The sequence below is a fragment of the Streptomyces sp. NBC_01429 genome, assembly GCF_036231945.1.
Classification (GTDB): domain Bacteria; phylum Actinomycetota; class Actinomycetes; order Streptomycetales; family Streptomycetaceae; genus Streptomyces.
In genome coordinates this window covers 4,278,702-4,296,655 of sequence record NZ_CP109599.1, presented here as the reverse complement: position 1 = coordinate 4,296,655, position 17,954 = coordinate 4,278,702, and the positions used below count along the sequence as shown (strand labels likewise).

12 protein-coding genes are annotated in these 17,954 nt (G+C 73.4%); 8 read left to right on the top strand and 4 right to left on the bottom strand.

Going from position 1 to position 17,954, the window contains the following annotated elements; translation table 11 throughout:
* Positions 1–351: 351 nt before the first annotated feature.
* The gene (locus tag OG627_RS18745) at positions 352–921 is read right to left on the bottom strand and encodes a MarR family winged helix-turn-helix transcriptional regulator (RefSeq protein WP_329066570.1); all 570 of its coding nucleotides are present in this window, start codon (positions 919–921) and stop codon (positions 352–354) included.
* 105 nt (positions 922–1,026) lie between these two features.
* On the opposite strand from OG627_RS18745, the gene OG627_RS18740 reads away from it, so the two are divergent.
* On the top strand, positions 1,027–2,334 hold the full coding sequence (locus tag OG627_RS18740; protein WP_329072773.1) for an MFS transporter: 1,308 nt from the start codon (positions 1,027–1,029) through the stop codon (positions 2,332–2,334).
* A gap of 46 nt (positions 2,335–2,380) precedes the next feature.
* Here OG627_RS18740 and OG627_RS18735 read toward each other — a convergent pair whose 3' ends face one another.
* Positions 2,381–4,180, bottom strand: coding sequence for an ATP-binding SpoIIE family protein phosphatase (locus OG627_RS18735; protein ID WP_329066568.1), 1,800 nt, complete (start codon positions 4,178–4,180; stop codon positions 2,381–2,383).
* Positions 4,181–4,380: 200 nt separating this feature from the next.
* The gene (locus OG627_RS18730) at positions 4,381–5,772 is read right to left on the bottom strand and encodes an NAD(P)/FAD-dependent oxidoreductase (RefSeq protein ID WP_329066567.1); all 1,392 of its coding nucleotides are present in this window, start codon (positions 5,770–5,772) and stop codon (positions 4,381–4,383) included.
* 323 nt (positions 5,773–6,095) lie between these two features.
* Between OG627_RS18730 and OG627_RS18725 the strand changes: the two genes are divergently transcribed.
* The 4 genes from OG627_RS18725 (at position 6,096) to OG627_RS18710 (ending at position 11,059) form a co-directional block, all read left to right on the top strand.
* Entirely contained in the window at positions 6,096–6,923 is an 828-nt protein-coding gene (locus tag OG627_RS18725) for a TetR/AcrR family transcriptional regulator (RefSeq protein ID WP_329066565.1), read from the top strand.
* A 310-nt stretch (positions 6,924–7,233) separates the two neighbouring features.
* Positions 7,234–9,465 carry a sigma-70 family RNA polymerase sigma factor gene (locus OG627_RS18720; RefSeq protein WP_329066563.1) on the top strand — a complete coding sequence of 744 codons (2,232 nt, stop codon included), beginning with the start codon at positions 7,234–7,236 and terminating at the stop codon, positions 9,463–9,465.
* A 260-nt stretch (positions 9,466–9,725) separates the two neighbouring features.
* Entirely contained in the window at positions 9,726–10,259 is a 534-nt protein-coding gene (locus tag OG627_RS18715; protein ID WP_329066561.1) for an RNA polymerase sigma factor, read from the top strand.
* 11 nt (positions 10,260–10,270) lie between these two features.
* Positions 10,271–11,059, top strand: coding sequence for a hypothetical protein (locus tag OG627_RS18710; RefSeq protein ID WP_329066559.1), 789 nt, complete (start codon positions 10,271–10,273; stop codon positions 11,057–11,059).
* A 95-nt stretch (positions 11,060–11,154) separates the two neighbouring features.
* Here OG627_RS18710 and OG627_RS18705 read toward each other — a convergent pair whose 3' ends face one another.
* Positions 11,155–13,254, bottom strand: a complete 2,100-nt coding sequence (locus OG627_RS18705) for an asparagine synthase-related protein (RefSeq protein WP_329066557.1) — start codon at positions 13,252–13,254, stop codon at positions 11,155–11,157.
* 609 nt (positions 13,255–13,863) lie between these two features.
* Between OG627_RS18705 and OG627_RS18700 the strand changes: the two genes are divergently transcribed.
* From OG627_RS18700 to trmB, 3 genes are all read left to right on the top strand, one after another.
* Positions 13,864–15,432, top strand: coding sequence for a sporulation protein (locus OG627_RS18700; protein ID WP_329066555.1), 1,569 nt, complete (start codon positions 13,864–13,866; stop codon positions 15,430–15,432).
* A 174-nt stretch (positions 15,433–15,606) separates the two neighbouring features.
* Entirely contained in the window at positions 15,607–16,884 is a 1,278-nt protein-coding gene (gene lhgO / locus OG627_RS18695) for an L-2-hydroxyglutarate oxidase (protein ID WP_329066553.1), read from the top strand.
* Between the two features lie 297 nt (positions 16,885–17,181).
* A complete protein-coding gene (gene trmB, locus OG627_RS18690; protein ID WP_329072771.1) occupies positions 17,182–17,916 on the top strand; it encodes a tRNA (guanosine(46)-N7)-methyltransferase TrmB in 735 nt (244 codons plus the stop codon).
* Positions 17,917–17,954: the final 38 nt, after the last annotated feature.

Here is a 17,954-nt window from a genome sequence, read left to right as displayed (position 1 = left end):
GCTTTCCCTTTCCAGCGGTTCCGACTCTACCAGATCCTTTCGGGCCTGATTCCCAGTCAGAGTGGGCTGCCATCCGGGCTGTTCGGCCCTTCCGACGTCCCAAACACTAGCGGATTTCTCAGGTGACTCATAATCGAGTCTTCGAAATGAATTCCGGCATGCCGAAATTCTTCCCGGCTGGGAGATCATGCTTGGTTTGAGTGCCGCCGACGCGGCTGGAGTGGTTGTCACGGCTCCATGTCGGCTCCGTGACAACTCGAAGAACCTTACGGATCGCCCAGGGGCCTGTCAAACCCGCCCAGCGCGGGTTTTCCTCGCCCCGCCCGCCTCCACGCACTCCACTGACGCCACTCACTCCAGGCCCGTCAGACGTCCGCCGGCGTCCGGCTGGGCGTGTTCCACTCGGCGCAGCAGGCGGATGAGCATCTCGCCGAGTACTCCGCGCTCGTCGGCGGAGAGGTCCTGGAGCAGTTCCTCCTCGAAGTCCGAGGCCATCCGCATCGCCGCCAGCCACTTCGTACGGCCCTCGTCCGTCAGCTCGACGATGACCCTGACCCGGTTGTTCTCGTCTCGGTCGCGCGTGACCAGGCCCTCGCCCGCCATGCGGTCGATGCGGTGGGTCATCGCGGCCGGGGTGAGGCCCAGGCGCTTGGCGAGTTCGCCGGGGCCCAGGCGGTAGGGGGAGCCGGCGAGTACGAGGGTCTTGAGGACTTCCCACTCCGCGTTGCTGATGCCCAGGTCGGAGACCTGTCTGCCGTACGCGACATTCATCCGGCGGTTCAGCCGGCCGAGGGCGGAGACGACCTTTTCGACCTGGGGGTCGAGGTCGCGGAACTCACGCTGGTAGGCGGCGATCTGCTCGTCGAGGCTCGGCTCCTGGAGGTCCGGTGAGCCGGGTTTCTCGGGGGTGGTCTCTGGCATCGGGGCAGTATGCCACGCACCTCCTGGCGTTGAAGTCCTTCGATGTGTACAGTTCACCTTCTAAGTTTAGCTTTGAAGTCTTGAGGGGTGAGTGTGACCAGGGCGATGGGCGCTGCGATGCGCCGGATCCAGGCGGGGAACGCGCTGAGCGCGTTCGGGCTCGGATTCACGGTTCCGTATCTCTATGTGTATGTGGCTCAGGTGCGGGACCTGGGCGCGAGTACGGCAGGTGCCGTGCTGGCGGTCTTCGCCATGGCGGCGCTGGTCGTGCTGCCGTTCACCGGCCGGGTGATCGACCGGAAGGGTCCGCTGCCCGTCGTGGTGGGGGGCGCGGTGCTGGCGTCCGTGGGGGCGCTGGCCATGGGGCTGTCGGGGAGCGTGCCGGCCGCCGTTCTCTCCGCCGCGCTGCTGGGCGCCGGGACGGCCGTCATGCAGCCCGCGCTGGCCACGATGATCGTGTGGTGCTCGACGCCGGCGACCCGGACCAGGGCGTTCGCGACGCAGTTCTTTCTCGCGAACCTCGGGCTGGGTGTCGGCGGCCTGGTCGGCGGGCAGCTCGTCGACGAGAACAGGCCGGGGAGCTTCCTGCTGCTGTTCTCCGTCGAGGCGGCGATGTTCCTCGTGCTGGCCGCCGTGGCCGGTACGGTCCGGATGCCGCGCCCCGTCGCCCCCGTCTCCCCCGAAGCCCCCGAAGCCGCCGAAGCCGCCCGCCCCGGGCTGCGGGCGATGCTCCGGCACCGGGCCATGGTGCAGCTGTGCGTGCTGGGCTTCGTGGTGTTCTTCGCCTGCTACGGGCAGTTCGAATCGGGCCTCGCCGCGTACGGCACCGAGGCCGCAGGGATCGACCCGTCGACGCTCGGGATCGCGCTGGCCGCCAATACGGCGGTGATCGTGATCGCGCAGTTCGTGGTGTTGCGGCTGGTCGAGCCGCTCAGGCGCAGCCGGGTGATCGCCGCCGTCGGGCTGATCTGGGCCCTCGCCTGGCTCATCGCGGGGTACGCGGGGCTCGGGGACGGCAGCAGGACCATGGCTACAGCCGCGTTCATCTCCACGTACGCGCTGTTCGGGCTCGGTGAGGCGATGCTGTCGCCGACCGTGGCCCCGCTGGTGGCGGATCTCGCGCCGCCGTCGATGATCGGGCAGTACAACTCGGGGTTCGCGCTGGTCAAGCAGCTCGCGCTGGCGGTCGGCCCGGCTGTGGGCGGGCCGATGGGGGCCGCGCTGCACGGACCGTACATCGCGACGTTCGTCCTGTTCTCGCTGTGCATCACCGTGCTGGCCCTGCGGCTGGGACGGCAGCTCACGCCCGTACAGGACCGGCCGTCGCTGCTGTCCGCCTCCCGGGTGGTCGCGCGGCACACGCCGGAGGCCGGGACGGAGAGCGCGAGCCCGCTGGCGTCGTCCGCTCGCTGAGCGGCGCCCGGCGTCGGTGAGAGCGCCGGTGGGACGTCGGTGAGCGTCAGTGGGGCAGGGCGAACTCGCACCAGACGGCCTTGCCGCCCCCCGGGGTACGGCGTGTCCCCCAGGACGAGGCGATCGTCGCGACGATCGAGATACCCCGGCCGGCCTCGTCCGCCGGCTCGGCACGGCGGCGGCGCGGCAGATGGTCGTCGCCGTCCGTCACCTCGATGATCAGCCTGCGGTCCGTGCGGCGCAGCCGCAGGCGCATCGGCGGGGTGCCGTGCTGGAGGGAGTTCGCCACCAGCTCGCTGGTGGCGAGGACGCCCAGGTCGCGCAGTTCCACGGGGAAGCGCCAGGAAGCCAGGACCCCCGTCGCGAAGGCGCGGGCGCGCGGGGCCGCCTCGATGCCGCCGAGCAGGTCGAGCGCCGCGTTGTGGAACAGCTCCGCGTCCGCTCCCGTACGGGCGGGGTGCTGGAGGACGAGCACCGCGACGTCGTCGTCGTGGTCGTCGGTGACGCCCAGGGAGCGGATCAGCCGGTCGCACACGACCTGGGGTGAGCCCTGCGCGCCGGAGAGGGCGCGGGCGAGGGAGGCGACGCCCTCGTCGATGTCCTCGCCGCGGCGCTCGACGAGACCGTCTGTATAGAGGACGGCGGTGGAGCCGGGCGGGAGGGCGATCGTGGCCGAGGTGTGCAGCCAGCCGCCGGTGCCCAGGGGCGGGCCCGTCGGGTCCGGAGCACGCTCGACCGAGCCGTCGTGCGCGCGGACCAGGATCGGGAGATGGCCGGCCGAGGCGTATTCGAGCAGGCCCTCGTTGGGGTCGTGGACGGCGTAGACGCAGGTGGCGATCTGGCTGGCGTCGATCTCGGCGGCGAGTCCGTCGAGGAGCTGGAGGACTTCGTGCGGCGGCAGATCGAGCCGGGCGTAGGCGCGGACGGCGGTGCGCAGCTGGCCCATGACGGCGGCGGCGCGGACGCCCCGGCCCATCACGTCGCCGATGACCAGGGCCGTACGGCCGGCGCCGAGCGTGATCACGTCGTACCAGTCGCCTCCGACGGCGGCGTCCTCGCCGCCCGGCCGGTAGGTGGCGGCGACGCGCAGATCGTCGGGCTGCTCCAGCTCCTGCGGGAGCAGGGAGCGCTGGAGGGTGACGACGGTGCGGCGGTGGCGGCGCTCGCTGGTGCGCAGCCGCTCGGCGGCTTCGGCGTGGTCGGTGACGTCGGCGGCGTAGATGAGGATGCCGTCCGTGCCCCGGCAGTCGACGGGGGTGCAGGTGAGCGTGTAGGAGCGGTCCGCGCCCGTGGCGTGGCCGACGGCGGCGGGGGCCGGCGCGTGGTCGCGGGCCGGCGGCTCGGCGGGGGCGGACCCGGACGCGGGGGTCCGCGTCGGCGCCTTGCGGGACTTGACGGTGCGGGGCTTGCCGCTGCGGAGCACCTGGTCGAGCAGCGGGAGGAGGCCCAGCTCGGCCAGCTCGGGGCAGCTCTCGGCGGCGGTGGCTCCGGGAGGGCGCGGGCCGAAGGCCGTCGCGTAGGCGTCGTTCACGTACGCGACGCGGTGCTCGGGGCCGTACACCAGCGCGACCAGGGCGGGCAGCTCGCCGAGGATGTCGCGTACGGAGAGGTCGTCGAGGGTGGGAATGTCCGTCGCGGGCTCGGGCCGCCGCTCGCGCTCAGCGCTCTCACCCTGCGGCCGGCCCTGCCCGTGGCCCTGGCTCTGGCCCTGGCCCTGGCTCTCGTGCTCACCGCGCTCGTACTCGCCACGGGCCGCCGGCACGGAACCGCGGTCCGTCCGCGCTGCGGCGCGGCGCTGCGTACCGGGGAGGCCGGGGAGACGGGCGCTCCAACGCGTGAAATTCACGGATTCTCAAGCCTCATGGTGTCGTGATGGTGTCGTGTCGCCGTACGTCGCCGCCGGTTGAGCGCGCCGAGCCTGGGTGGATCACTCTGTGCAGATGTGAGCCCACCTATGGTCACACGTCCAGTGTGGCCGACCGCACTGACAGTCGCCTCTCGCCGCGTTCGGATCGCTGCCTCCGGTCGTCGCTCGGACGGCTGACCTCACATGTCCTGCCGGGGCTCGCGTCCTGCGGCCAGTTCGAATTCGGCGCGCGGGTGTTCCAGGGAGCCGAGGGAGACGATCTCTCTTTTGAAGAGCCCGGAAAGCGTCCATTCCGCGAGTACGCGGGCCTTCCTGTTGAAGGTGGGGACGCGGCTGAGGTGGTAGACGCGGTGCATGAGCCAGGCCGGGTAGCCCTTGACCTTGCGGCCGTAGACATGCGCGACCCCTTTGTGGAGGCCGAGGGAAGCCACCGAACCGGCGTACGCGTGACGGTAGTCCCGAAGGGGTTCGCCGCGCAGGGAAGCGACGATGTTCCCGGCGAGAACTTTGGCCTGCCGCACGGCGTGCTGGGCGTTGGGCGCGCACTCCTTGCCGGTCTCGTCGGACGTCAGATCAGGTACGGCGGCGGCGTCGCCGGCCGCCCAGGCGTGCTCGGTGCCCTCGACGGAGAGGGCGGCCGTACAGCGGAGCCGGCCGCGCCCGTCGAGCGGCAGATCTCCGGCGGCGAGAACGGGATGCGGCCGGACGCCGGCCGTCCACACGACCGTACGGGCGGGGAAGCGGGCGCCGTCGCTGAGCACGGCCACCCGGTCCTCGCAGGAGTCCAGGCGGGTGTCGAGCCGTACGTCGATATTGCGGGCGCGCAGCTCGCGTACGGCGTACTTGCCCATCTCGTCGCCGACTTCGGGGAGTATCCGGCCGGTGGCCTCGACGAGGATCCACTTCATGTCCTCGGCCTTGATGTTGTGGTAGTAGCGGGAGGCGTAGCGGGCCATGTCCTCCAGCTCCGCGAGCGCTTCGACGCCCGCGTAGCCGCCGCCGACGAAGACGAAGGTGAGAGCGGCGTCGCGGATGGCGGGGTCGCGGGTGGAGGAGGCGATGTCCATCTGCTCGATGACGTGGTTGCGCAGGCCGATGGCCTCTTCGACGGTCTTGAAGCCGACGGCGTGTTCGGCCAGCCCGGGGATCGGGAGAGTGCGGGCGACGGAGCCGGGCGCGAGGACGAGTTCGTCGTAGGTGAGGTCGACGGTGCCGGTGCCCTCCGCCTCCGAGCCGAGGGTCTTGAGCGTGGCGGTGCGCTCGGCGTGCCGGATGGCGGTGGCCTCGCCGATGACGATGCGGCAGCCGGGCAGCAGGCGGCGGAGCGGCACCACGACATGGCGCGGCGAGATGTTCCCGGCGGCCGCTTCGGGCAGGAAGGGCTGATAGGTCATATAAGGGTCGGGTGTCACCACCGTGACCTCGGCTTCGCCGCTCTTCAGCTGCCGCTGGAGGCGCAGCGCGGTATACATCCCGACGTAGCCGCCGCCGATCACCAGAATGCGCGCTCCGGGCGCGGGTGCGGGGGTCCTCCCCCGAGAGATCTCAGCCTTCACCTTCCCATAACGCATCCGGCCCCGGTGTTTGTCCACAGGCGCGACACATTGTGTGACCGGAGGCCGTCGGGGGCCACGGCCCGTGCGCAGCACGGGTATCGGGGCAGGAGCGCAGGTCAGGGGTGGCGCGAGGGGGGCCGGGAGAAGGGTGAATCAGGCATCTTCCGGTCCTTGCTCCGATCGGGGGGCGCTCCGTGCGGAACCACCCCCTTCTGAATTGCCCCGGGCTCAACTATGTTCGTATCTCGACGGGGTGTCGGGCATGTGACTGGACCGCACGCCCCGGCTGTCAGGGCGGGGAGTCTCCGGGGGGAGACATCATTACCGGGGGAACGCTTATGCATATTCAGGATGCTCGTTGGCAGACCGCTGTCGTCGGAGGCGGCGAGGGACGAGTGGGTGGCGAGGGACGGACGAGTAGTTCAAGTACGGGTACGGGCACGGTGGGCGCCGGTGCCGGGGTCGCGGGCGCGGTGGGTCCGGCGGGGCGTTCGGCTCCGCTGCGGGTGGACGCGCAGCGCAATCTGGAGCACGTACTGCGGGCGGCGCGCGAGGTGTTCGGGGAGCTGGGGTACGGGGCTCCGATGGAGGACGTGGCGCGGCGCGCCCGGGTCGGGGTCGGCACGGTCTACCGGCGCTTCCCCAGCAAGGACGTGCTGGTCAGGCGAATAGCCGCGGAGGAGACGTCCCGGCTGACCGACCAGGCGCGTACGGCGCTGGGCCAGGAGGACGAGCCGTGGTCGGCGCTCTCCCGCTTTCTGCGCACCTCGGTGGCGTCCGGCGCGGGGCGGCTGCTGCCTCCGCAGGTGCTGCGGGTGAGCGTGGACGGGGACGAGGTGACGCTGCCGCGCGCGGTGCCGGACGAGACGCGGGTGCCGCACCAACGGCAGGCGGGCCAGCCCGATTTACGGGTGGTCGGACCGCGGATCTCCGCCTCGGCGGAAGGGCTGGACGCGCCGGGAGCGGTCGAGTTGCTCGATGTCGTCGGGCAGTTGGTGGACCGGGCGCGGGGAGCGGGTGAGCTGCGCGGTGATGTGACCGTGGCGGACGTCCTGTTGGTGATCGCCACGGCCGCGCCCTCGCTGCCGGACGCGGCGCAGCAGGCGGCGGCCTCGGCGCGGCTGCTGGACATCCTCCTTGAGGGGCTGCGGCCGCGCCCGGCCTGAGAGACGGTGGTGGGGATCGGGGCCGGTCGGTGTACGGGCGGTCGGTGTACGGGCGGTCGCTGCACCGACGGTCGGTGTACATGCCATCCGGGTACGGCCGGTTCTCGTCGGCCGGTTCGGCTCCGCTTCTCGAACAGGACTGACGAATAACGCCGTTGATCCTTCCCCGAAAGAGTGAAGGTTAAAGGCCCGATCCAGGAAAGCGCCCCGGACGAGTGGTTGGCGGACTCGAACACTCGGGGTCTCCCGGTGTGCTGTGGCACTCTGGCCCGGTGTTTGGGTCGGAGCGGTGCGTACGGGGGCTTCCGCGATGAGCGGTGACGGACGGGACGAGCCACTCGGTGGCGGCGGCACCGGTGGTAGTGGCGCCGGGTCCGGCGGGATGCCGCCGTCCGAGCAGGTGCCGAGCCAGGGCGGTCCCAAGGAGGTCCCCGGGCCTGCGGCTGCCCACGCCGGTGTTCCCGGGCAGAGCGGGCCGGGCGGGTCCGGGCGGCCGGGCGGTGCCGGGGCCGGTCAGGGCGAGGCGGAGAGCGGTGTGCCGCCGCAGCGTGGGCGGGCCGATGTGCCACCGCCCGAGGTGCCACCGGCCGACCCGCCGACCCTTGAACTGTCCACCGTCCGGCGGGCGGGTGACGAGTCGGCCGCCCCCCAGGCGCCGCCGGCGGACGCCGATCTGATCCAGCGGATGCGGGACGGCGACGACAGCGCGTACGCGGAGCTGTTCCGCAGGCACTCGGGGCCGGTGCGGCGCTATGCCCGTACCTGCTGCCGTGACGCGGACACCGCCGACGACCTGACCGCCGAGGTGTTCGCCCGTACGTTGCAGGCCGTACGCGGCGGGGCCGGGCCCCGGCAGGCGGTGCGGGCGTATCTGCTGACGACCGTACGGCGCGTGGCGGCGAGCTGGACGAAGTCCGCCAGGCGCGAGCAACTGGTCGAGGACTTCGCGGTGTTCGCGGCGCAGTCCGCCGGATCCTCGGAGGTGTCGGACGCGGAGACCCTGGATCTGGGCGCGGATGTCCGGGCGATGCACGAGGCCGAGCGGACCATGGCCATGCAGGCGTTCCGCAGCCTGCCGGAGCGCTGGCAGGCGGTGCTCTGGCACACGACGGTGGAGGAGGAGTCGCCGAGCCAGATCGCGCCGCTGTTCGGGCTGTCCGCCAACGCCACCGCGGTGCTGGCCAGTCGGGCGCGCGAAGGGCTCAAGCAGGCGTACCTCCAGGCCCACGTGAACGCCTCGCTCACCTCGGCGGGCGACTGCTCCCGGTACGCCGACCGGCTCGGGGCGTACGCGCGCGGAGGGCTGCGCATGCGCGCCGAGCGCGGGCTGCGCAAGCACTTGGAGGAGTGCGCGAAGTGCCGTCTCGCCGCCGGTGAGCTGGCGCACGTCAACTCCGGGATTCCGGCGCTGCTGCCGGTCGCGGTGATCGGTTGGTTCGCCGCGGGCTACTCGCTCAAGGCGGCGGGCATCGTGGCGGGCGGCGCGGTGGGCGCGGCGGGTGCCGGAGCGGCGGCCGCCGCGACCGGCGGGGCCGCGACGTCAGGCGGTGCCGCGGCTTCCGGCAGTGCAGCGGCTTCCGGCAGTGCAGCGGCTTCCGGCAGTGCAGCGGCTTCCGGCAGTGCAGCGGCTTCCGGCAGTGCAGCGACCGGGGGTGCGGCGGCTTCCGGTGGAGCGAGTGGCGGAGCCGCCGGGGGCGCCGCCTCCGAGGGGCTGGGCACCCCGGCGAAGGTAGGCATCGGGGCCCTCATCATCGCGGCGGCCGGTGTGGCGTGGGCGCTGTCCGGCAGCGACCACCAGCCCGCCCCGAAGCCGGAGGCGAAACCGCCGGTGGCGCAGCCCCTCGTACCCCAGCCGCCGCCCCCGTCCCCGGAGCCGCCCGCACCGAAGCCGACCCCGCCCGCGCCCACCCCGGCCCCGCCCTCGAAGAAACCCGTGCCCGCCCCTCCGGCGAAGCCCACCCCCAAGCCGACGCCCCGGCCCGCCGGCCCCACCCCCGTAAAGCCCAAGCCCAAGCCCAAGCCCGAGCCGACGCCCGCCGCGCCCAAGCCGACTCCCCCGCCCGCCGAGCCGACGCCGAAGCCCACCCCGAAGCCCCCGCCGCCCGCTCCGGCCGTCTACCAGGTGAACCAGCTGTCGTACAGCCTCACCGGGGACGGCTCGAAGCCCGAGGTGCGGCTCGGGCGGAGCAGTTGGCTCTGGCAGCGCTCCGACGTCTCCATCGGCGGTACCCGCCACGGCCACGGCGTGACCACGCACGGCGCGGCCTCGGTCACCATCGACCTGAACCGGAGCTGCTCCACCTACGCCGCCCTCGTCGGCGTCGACGACCTGACCCTGGGACGCGGCTCCGTGCGCTTCTCCGTGTACGGCGACACCGGACGCCTCTGGCGCTCCCCGGTCCTCAACGGCGGCGACGCGGCCGTCCCCGTTCAGGTCGGCATCTCGGGCCAGCGCAGCATCCGTCTGGTCGTCGAGCCGAACACGGCGTTCGACGTCGCCGCGCTCGCGGACTGGGCGCAGTCCCGCATCAGTTGCGGCTGAGTCGGGTGGGGCCGGGCACCACCGCGCCGTGAGGGCCGGGCCGCAGGGCGGGCCGCAGGGCCGACCAGGCGTCAGCCGCAGGTCACCGGCCGCCCGGCGCCCGGACGCGTGGGCGCGTGGGCGCGATTCCGGCCGGTCCCGCGCCGCCGCGCGACCGGACCCTGTGGCCTTTCCGGCGAACCTCGCGGCACTTCCGGCGACCCCTGTTGCACTTCCGGCGGTGGTGGACACGTAGGGCGCAGAGGCAAGGAAAGGAAGACATGCCCATCCACACCGAAGCCCAGTTCACCGAGGTGTACCGGGCCCATTACGAGGACGTGCTGAGGTTCGTGCGCCGCCGGGCGCATCCGATGAACGTCGACGACATCGTCGGAGAGACGTTCCTCGCCGCGTGGCGGCGCCGGAGCGAACTGCCCGACGAGCCGCGCCCCTGGCTGTTCGGCACGGCGCGCAACGCGATGCAGAACGCGCAGCGCGGTATGCGCCGCAGGTCCGCGCTTGTCGTGCACATCCAGCAGTCGTCCGAGCCCGACACCGCGCACCTCACGCCCGACATGTCGGCCCGGTCGGACGACCGGCTGGATCTCGGCGCGGCCTGGCAGGGGCTCGCCCCCGCGGACCAGGAGGTTCTCGCCCTGCACGTCTGGGAGGAACTGTCCGCCCGCGACGCCGCGAAGGTCCTCGGCTGCACCCGCGCCGCCTATGCCATGCGGCTCACCCGGGCCAAGCGCAGGCTGGCCGCGCGCCTCACCGCCAAGGCCCCGGTTCCGACCGCCCTCTCCGCGACCCGCTGACTGGAGACATCATGACCAACGACCTTTTCGCCCGCCTGGCCAAGCTGGACGCCGCTCCCCGCACCGAACAGACCGCCGCCGAGATCGACCGCGAGGAATCCCTGCTGCGCGCCGTGGTGAGCGACACCGGGCCGGCCGGCCCGGTCGCGACCGTGCGCCGCCCGCTCGTACGGCGCACGGCGTTCACGCTGGTCGGCGGCGTGGCCGCCGCCATGGCCGTCGTCGCGGTGACGGGCGGCCTGCGCGGCTCCGCCGACGGCCCGCTGTCGTCGTCCGAGCTCGCCAGCTGGACCGGCTCCCCGAACACCCTGGACACCTCGGCGGGCCGGGGCTCCGACGCCGAGAAGTGGTGCCTGAACGCGCTGGACGACAGCCCCCGGACCGAGGACTCCATCCGGGTCAGCAACGCCGATGTGCGCGGCACGGTCGCCTCCATGGTCGTCAACCGGGGCGGCGACGCGTGGTACTGCCTGGCCGCCTCGGACGACAGCGGTATCGCGATGGCCATCGATCCGGTGGCCGAGCACACCGCGGCCGACACGATCACCCTGGACACGCTGGGCGCGCGCGGCAGTGACGACGCCGAGTTCAACTACGCGCTCGGATCGGTGGGCGCCGATGTCAAGGACGTCACCGTGCGCGACAACGGAAAGACCGTCCACGCCACGCTCCAGGACGGCCGGTGGACCGCCTGGTGGCCGAAGGGCAGCCCGGACGGCCTGATCAGCGACGCCATCACGCTCACCCTCAAGGACGGCTCGACCCGGACCGTCACGGATGAGGAGCTGATGGAGGACTGAAGCGCGCGCCATGGAAGTGCCGCCCGTCCGGTCGCCGCTCCGGCGACCGGACACGGCTCCCGGACACGGCTCCCCGGACACGGCTCCCGCAGCGGCTACGAACGCAGCGTCGGGCGCGGGACCACTCCCGCCACCGCGCGCTGTCTCGGCGCCGCCGTGCCCGTCCAGCAGGTGCCCCGGCGGGAGAGCAGGCGGCGCAGCCACAGTTCGGTGGAGACGAGGTCGGCGAGGCCGTCGAGGGGGACCGGTTCGCCCTCGGCCGCCGCGCGCAGGGCCTTGCGGACGACGCGCGCCTCGACGAGGCCGGCGTCGGCGAGGAGCGGGGCGTCGAAGAGGGTGATCAGCTCGCCGACGGCCGTGCGCAGACCGGCGCGGGTGGCGGCGGCGGACCCGGCCCGGGAGGTGGCGCCCCAGCCGGGGGGCAGGTCGTGGATGCCGGTGGCGGCGAGGACCGTACGGAGGATCTCCGCGCGGGCGCCGGGCTGGACGCGCAGGGCCTCCGGGAGTTCGCGGCAGGCGCGTACCACCTGGTTGTCGAGGAAGGGGGCGTGCAGCCGCTGGCTGCGGATCTCGGCGGCCTGTTCGAAGACGCGGTGATCGGCGGCGAGCCGGGCGAGGGCGGCGCGGGCGCGGGACTCGCCGGGGCGCTGGACGGAGGTGGGGCGGGTCGCCGCGCTCATCAGGCGAACCGATACTTCAGCCAGCGCCTCCCCGGTGAGCCAGCGCGCCGCCGGGCCGGGCCTGGACCAGGCGAGGGCGGCCAGCGACGCGTTCAACGGGCCGTCGGAGACCGGGGTGCGGGATCTGTTGGCCTCGGGGAGGCGGGCGGCGGCCTCTTCGAGCCCGGTGCGGTACGGGGTACGGGCCAGCCTGCGGGCCGCGCGGTACACGGTGAACGGCAGGAACAGCGAGGCGGGCGAGGGGCCTTCGGCCTTGGCGAGCGCGCTGACCGGATGCAGGAGGTGGCGTCTGCGCCGGTCCAGCAGCAGGTCGGCCATGCGCGCCGGATGCGCGTCGAGCACCTCGCGGGCGCCCGCCCCGGTGAAGTGGTCGGCGCTGCCCGCGGCGAGCCGGCGGCGGTGCCGCTCGGCGGTGACCAGGGAGGGGCCGGGCTCGTCGGTGAGCGGTCCGTCCAGCTCCGCGTACGGCAGGGCCTCCTCGCCGGCCGCGACGACGACGTGGTGCAGCCGGGGGTTGGCGGCGATGGCCCTGGCCCGTTCGAGTTCGGCTTCGTCGCGGCTGGCGCTGGACAGGTCGTTGAAGGTGACGGCGAGCAGCCGCTCCCCCGCGCCGGTGCCGTGCCCCAGGACCGTGCCCGGCGCCCCCGGCAGCCCGGCGGCGAGCAGCGCGAGCGTGCCGGACGCGCTGCCGCCCGACAGGTCGGCGCCGATGCCGGGCACCGGGCCCCCGCGGGCGGCGCGCCGCTCGGCGGGGCCCATGCCGGGCACGGGGCCCGGGTCGGGCGGCAGGGTCTCGGGCGCGTGGCGCGGCGCGAGCAGCCTGGCGCGTACGGCTTCGACGAGCGCGTCCCGTACGCCCTCGACGGCCCGGTCGGCGTCCTTCTCGGGCCCGGCGACGGCGAGCGAGGCGACCGGCTCGTATCCGGTGATCTCGCGCGAGCCCTCGCGCAGGACCAGCGCGTGCCCCGGCGGGATGCGCTTGACGCCGTCGTACGGGGTGGAGTCGCGCAGCGCCTCCGGGGTCTCCGGGCAGGCGAGGAGGGCGGCGAGATGCCCGATGTCGAGCTGGGCCTCGATGAGGTCGGCGAGGGGCAGGGCGGCGGTGGCGTACGCCGTACCGTTCGCCCAGGGGGTGTAGAAGACGGGCCGCGCCCCGGCCAGGTCCCCGGAGACGGTGATCCGGCGGCCGATCTGCGCGACGGCGGTGTAACTGCCCGGCCAGGCGGTGAGATGGCGCAGCGCCCCGCCGCGCGCGGCGAACAGTCCGACGCGCAGCTCCTCGTCCGTGGCCCCGCAGCAGCCCAGCACGGCGAGCCGGGTGAAGGGGTCGACGGTGACGATCCTGACCTCGTCGGGCCGCCAGTCGCCCACGGCCCACAGCGGATCGGGGTCGCCCCACAGGAGTTGGGAGCCGACGGGATGCACGCTGCCGCTCTCGGAGTCACCGACCGGGCCGACGGCCCCTGCCGTGCCGAAGCGCGCGGCGATACTGCTCCATCCCACCAACCAGCGCATCGCCGCCTCCACAGCCTGTGGACAAGTCCTTGCCCGGCCCGCAGGATTCGAGACCGGGGGACGGGCCGGACCGGCTCCGGTCGCACCCGTTCAGGAACATGCTGCCACGACAACGGCGCACAGGAGGGCCTACGGAAGCGGGGGCGGGAATGCGAATGCGCCCCTGGCATTCGCCATTTGGCGAAGATGCGGCCCTCGGCGCATAGGCAGCATTCAGCCAATCTCCGTGCTCAGTACGGCGCTTGAACACCGTCATATGTTCAGTCCGGGAGGCGGATCCCGCCTCCCGGACTGATCCACCGCCCGCGGGGATTGGGGCGGCGGGATCCCCCAGCCCACTGGTTCCAGTACGCAGTGGGCCGACCCACGCAGGTCTCATGGAAGCCCGGACGCTCCTTCCCGGCCAAGAGCGCACGGCCGGGCGCACGGCCACACACCGGGAGCACGGGGGCCCGTCCGGACGCCCGTGCCGCGATCCGCGTACGGACAACAATCCCGCCATCCGGAAGTCCGCCCCTTAACGGCCCGGATGTGGCGAACTACGCTGGGTTTACGAATGCCGCGCGCCTATGCCGCGACGCGGCGGCCGTCTGTGTCGAGGGGTGGCGCATGTCCAGAGAGCAACGAGGGCCGAACGAAAAGCTCGGAACCGTTCTCGCCCTCGCGGGAATCAGCAACGCCGGCCTCGCCCGGCGGGTCAACGACCTCGGGGCCCAGCGCGGCCTGACGCTTCGCTACGACAAGACCTCCGTGGCGAGATGGGTGTCGAAGGGGATGGTTCCGCAGGGTGCGGCGCCCCATCTCATCGCCGCCGCCATAGGGGCCAAACTGGGACGCCCCGTCCCACTCCACGAGATAGGTCTCGCGGACGCGGATCCGGCCCCCGAGGTCGGGCTCGCGTTCCCGCGTGACGTGGGGGAGGCGGTGCGTACCGCCACGGAGTTGTACCGGCTGGATCTCGCGGGGCGCCGGGCGGGCAGCGGTGGCATCTGGCAGTCGCTGGCCGGATCCTTCTCAGTGAGCGCTTACGCGACGCCAGCTTCCCGGTGGCTGATAACACCCGCCGACTCCTCCGTCGCGCGTGACGCGTCGGTGGCGGAGGCGGCGCGGGGAGCGCACGGCGCGGCGAACGGCGGGCAGGGGCAGCACAACGGGCAGGCCGCGCCGAACGGGCACGGCGGCGCGGACGCGAAGCCCGGGGACGCCAAGGCGGACGGCAAGAACGCCGAGGCGAAAGGGGCCGAGGCCGCGGGCGAGGTCCTGCGGGTCGGCCACAGCGACGTCGCCAAGCTGCGGGAGGCGGCGTCTGACGCCCGGCGCTGGGACTCCAAGTACGGGGGCGGGGACTGGCGTTCGTCGATGGTCCCGGAGTGTCTGCGGGTCGACGCGGCTCCGCTGCTGCTCGGCGCGTACAGCGACGAGGTGGGCCGGGGGCTCTTCGGTGCCACCGCCGAACTGACCCGGCTGGCCGGCTGGATGGCCTTCGACACGGGGCAGCAGGAGGCCGCGCAGCGCTACTACATCCAGGCGCTGCGCCTCGCCCGCGCGGCGGCCGACGTACCGCTGGGCGGCTATGTGCTGGCCTCCATGTCGCTCCAGGCGACCTACCGCGGCTTCGCCGACGAGGGCGTCGATCTCGCCCAGGCGGCCCTGGAGCGCAACCGGGGTCTGGCCACCGCCCGCACCATGAGCTTCTTCCGGCTCGTGGAGGCGCGCGCGCACGCCAAGGCGGGCGACGCGGCGGCGGCGGGGGCCTCGCTCAAGGCGGCGGAGGGCTGGCTGGAGCGCTCCCGGGAGGGGGACTCCGACCCGTCCTGGCTGGGCTTCTACTCGTACGACCGGTTCGCCGCCGACGCCGCCGAGTGCTACCGGGACCTGAAGGCACCACGTCAGGTACGCCGGTTCACGGAGACGGCGCTCTCCCGGCCGACGGAGGAGTTCGTACGCTCGCACGGCTTACGGCTCGTGGTCAGCGCGGTCGCCGAGCTGGAGTCGGGCAACCTCGACGCGGCATGTGCGGCCGGCACACGCGCCGTGGAAGTGGCGGGCCGGATCTCCTCGGCGCGTACCACCGAGTACGTACGTGATCTCCTGCACCGTCTGGAGCCGTACGGCGACGAGCCCCGGGTCGTCGAGCTGCGCGAGCGGGCCAGGCCGCTGCTGGTGGCGCCGGGCTGACCACCCTGCGGAACGGGCATATCGGCAGGTACGGCATATGCCTCCGGTCGTACCCGCCGGTATGCCCACCCGGTAGTGAGCCGGCGTGCCGTGCGGTGCCGGCCCGGTGCCGGCCCGTGGTTTAAGCAGGTCGCCCGCGGGCCAGTGCACTATCGGGGTGGGAGGTGACGCGCGATGAGCGAACGCGCGGAGGTCGGACGCGCGGAGATCGACGGCGCGGTGTCGCGGCGCCCGGGGTTCCGGCGCGCCGGGTTCGACTGCGACGTGCTGGTGATCGGCGGCGGGATCGTCGGGCTGTCGACGGCGTACGCGATCACGCGCGCCGCCCCCGGCACCCGCGTCGTCGTGCTGGAGAAGGAGCGGGGCCCGGCCCGCCACCAGACGGGCCACAACAGCGGGGTGATCCACAGCGGCGTCTACTACCGCCCCGGCTCGCTCAAGGCGCGCTACGCGGTGCGCGGCTCGGCGGAGCTGGTCGCCTTCTGCGAGCGCCACGGCATCGCGCACAAGGTCACCGGCAAGCTGATCGTCGCGACCCGGCGCGACGAGCTGCCCCGGCTGCACGCCCTGGTCCAGCGCGGCCGGGAGAACGGCATTCCGGTGCGCGAGCTGGGCCCGGCGCAGATCATGGAGTACGAGCCGCAGGTGCGCGGCCTGGCGGCGATCCAGGTCGCCACGACCGGGGTGTGCGACTTCACGGCGGTCGCTGAGCGGCTCGCCGGAGCGGCGCGGGAGTCGGGCACGTCCGTGCGCTATGGCGCGCGGGTCACGGCCGTCGACCGCCGCGCCTGGGGCGTCGCGGTCCGCACGGCGGCCGGGGAGATCGTCAGGGCGCGCGCCCTGGTGAACTGCGCGGGGCTCCACTCCGACCGGGTCGCGCGGCTGGCGGGCGACGACCCGGGGGCCCGGATCGTCCCCTTCAGGGGCGAGTACTACGAACTGGCCAGGCCGGAGCTGGTACGGGGGCTGGTCTATCCGGTGCCCGACCCGGCGTTCCCGTTCCTGGGCGTGCATCTGACCCGGTCCGTCGACGGCACCGTCCACGTCGGGCCCAACGCCGTCCCGGCCCTCGCCCGCGAGGGCTACTCGTGGTCGGCCGTACGCCCGGCGGAGCTGGCGGCCACGCTGAGCTGGCCCGGCACCTGGCGTACCGCGCGCGAGCACTGGCGGTACGGCGCGGGCGAGCTGCGCCGCTCGCTGTCGAAGCGCGCCTTCGCGACGGCCGTGCGCCGGCTGCTCCCGGCGGTCACGGACGCGGACCTGCGACCGGCGGCCGCCGGGGTACGCGCCCAGGCGGTGCTGCGCGACGGCACACTGGCGGACGACTTCGTGATCCGGCGCGCGCCCCGCACGGTCCATGTGCTGAACGCGCCGTCCCCGGCGGCGACGGCCTCGCTGCCGATCGGGCGGGCGGTGGCGGAACGGGCGCTGGCGGCGCTGGCGGAGGGGTGAACGGGGCGAATCCGGGGCCGAGGTTCGGGACCGGGGTTCGGGACCGGGTCCGGCGCGGGGCCCTGCCGGTGGCAGGGCGGCCGGGGGCACTCGGGGCGCTCCGTAGAATTGGGGCATCGCGGCCGGGCGCGCAACGGCGCGACCGGCGCGCGACCCGGCGGACCGAACCGCCACAGCGGACCCGGCAAACCCAGCAGACCCAGCAAACTCAGCAGACCGAGACGGATGAACGACATGGCCGAGGCGCCCGAGATCCCCGAGATCAGCGACGTGACCGGTGCGGACGGCGCCCACCCCATGAGCCGGATGTTCCCCGACGGGACGGGCCCGGCGGCCGACCCCGCCGGCTCCCACTTCGAGCGGCGCATCCGCAGCTTCCAGCCGCGCAGGAGCCGGGTGACCACCGGCCAGGCCGAGGCGTTGCGCCGGACGTGGGGCAAGTGGGGCACGGACATCGACGGGCAGCGCGTCCTCGACCTGGACGAGATGTTCGGCGGTCTGCCGGTCGTCCTGGAGATCGGCTTCGGCATGGGCGAGGCCACGGCGCTGATGGCCGCCGCCGACCCCGGCACCGGCATCCTCGCCGTCGACGTGCACACCCCCGGGCAGGGCAATCTGCTGCGTCTGGCGGAGCAGAACGGGCTCTCCAACGTCCGGGTCGCCAACGGCGACGCGATCATCCTGATCAGGGAGATGCTGCCGGCCGCCTCGCTCGCCGGACTGCGCGTCTACTTCCCCGACCCGTGGCCCAAGAAGCGGCACCACAAGCGGCGGCTGATCCAGGAGGAGTTCCTCACGCTGGCGGCGGGCCCGCTCAAGCCCGGCGCCGTACTGCACTGCGCGACCGACTGGGAGCCGTACGCCGAGCAGATGCTGACGGAGCTGACGGCGCACCCCGACTACGAGAACACCGAGAGCGCGGGCGGTTACGCGCCCCGGCCCGCGTTCCGGCCGCTGACCCGGTTCGAGGGCCAGGGGCTGGACAAGGGGCATGTGGTGCACGACCTGCTGTTCCGCCGCGCGGGCGGGTAGCGCGCGGCGGGTAGCGCCCGTCGCCGGGTCCCCCTTTA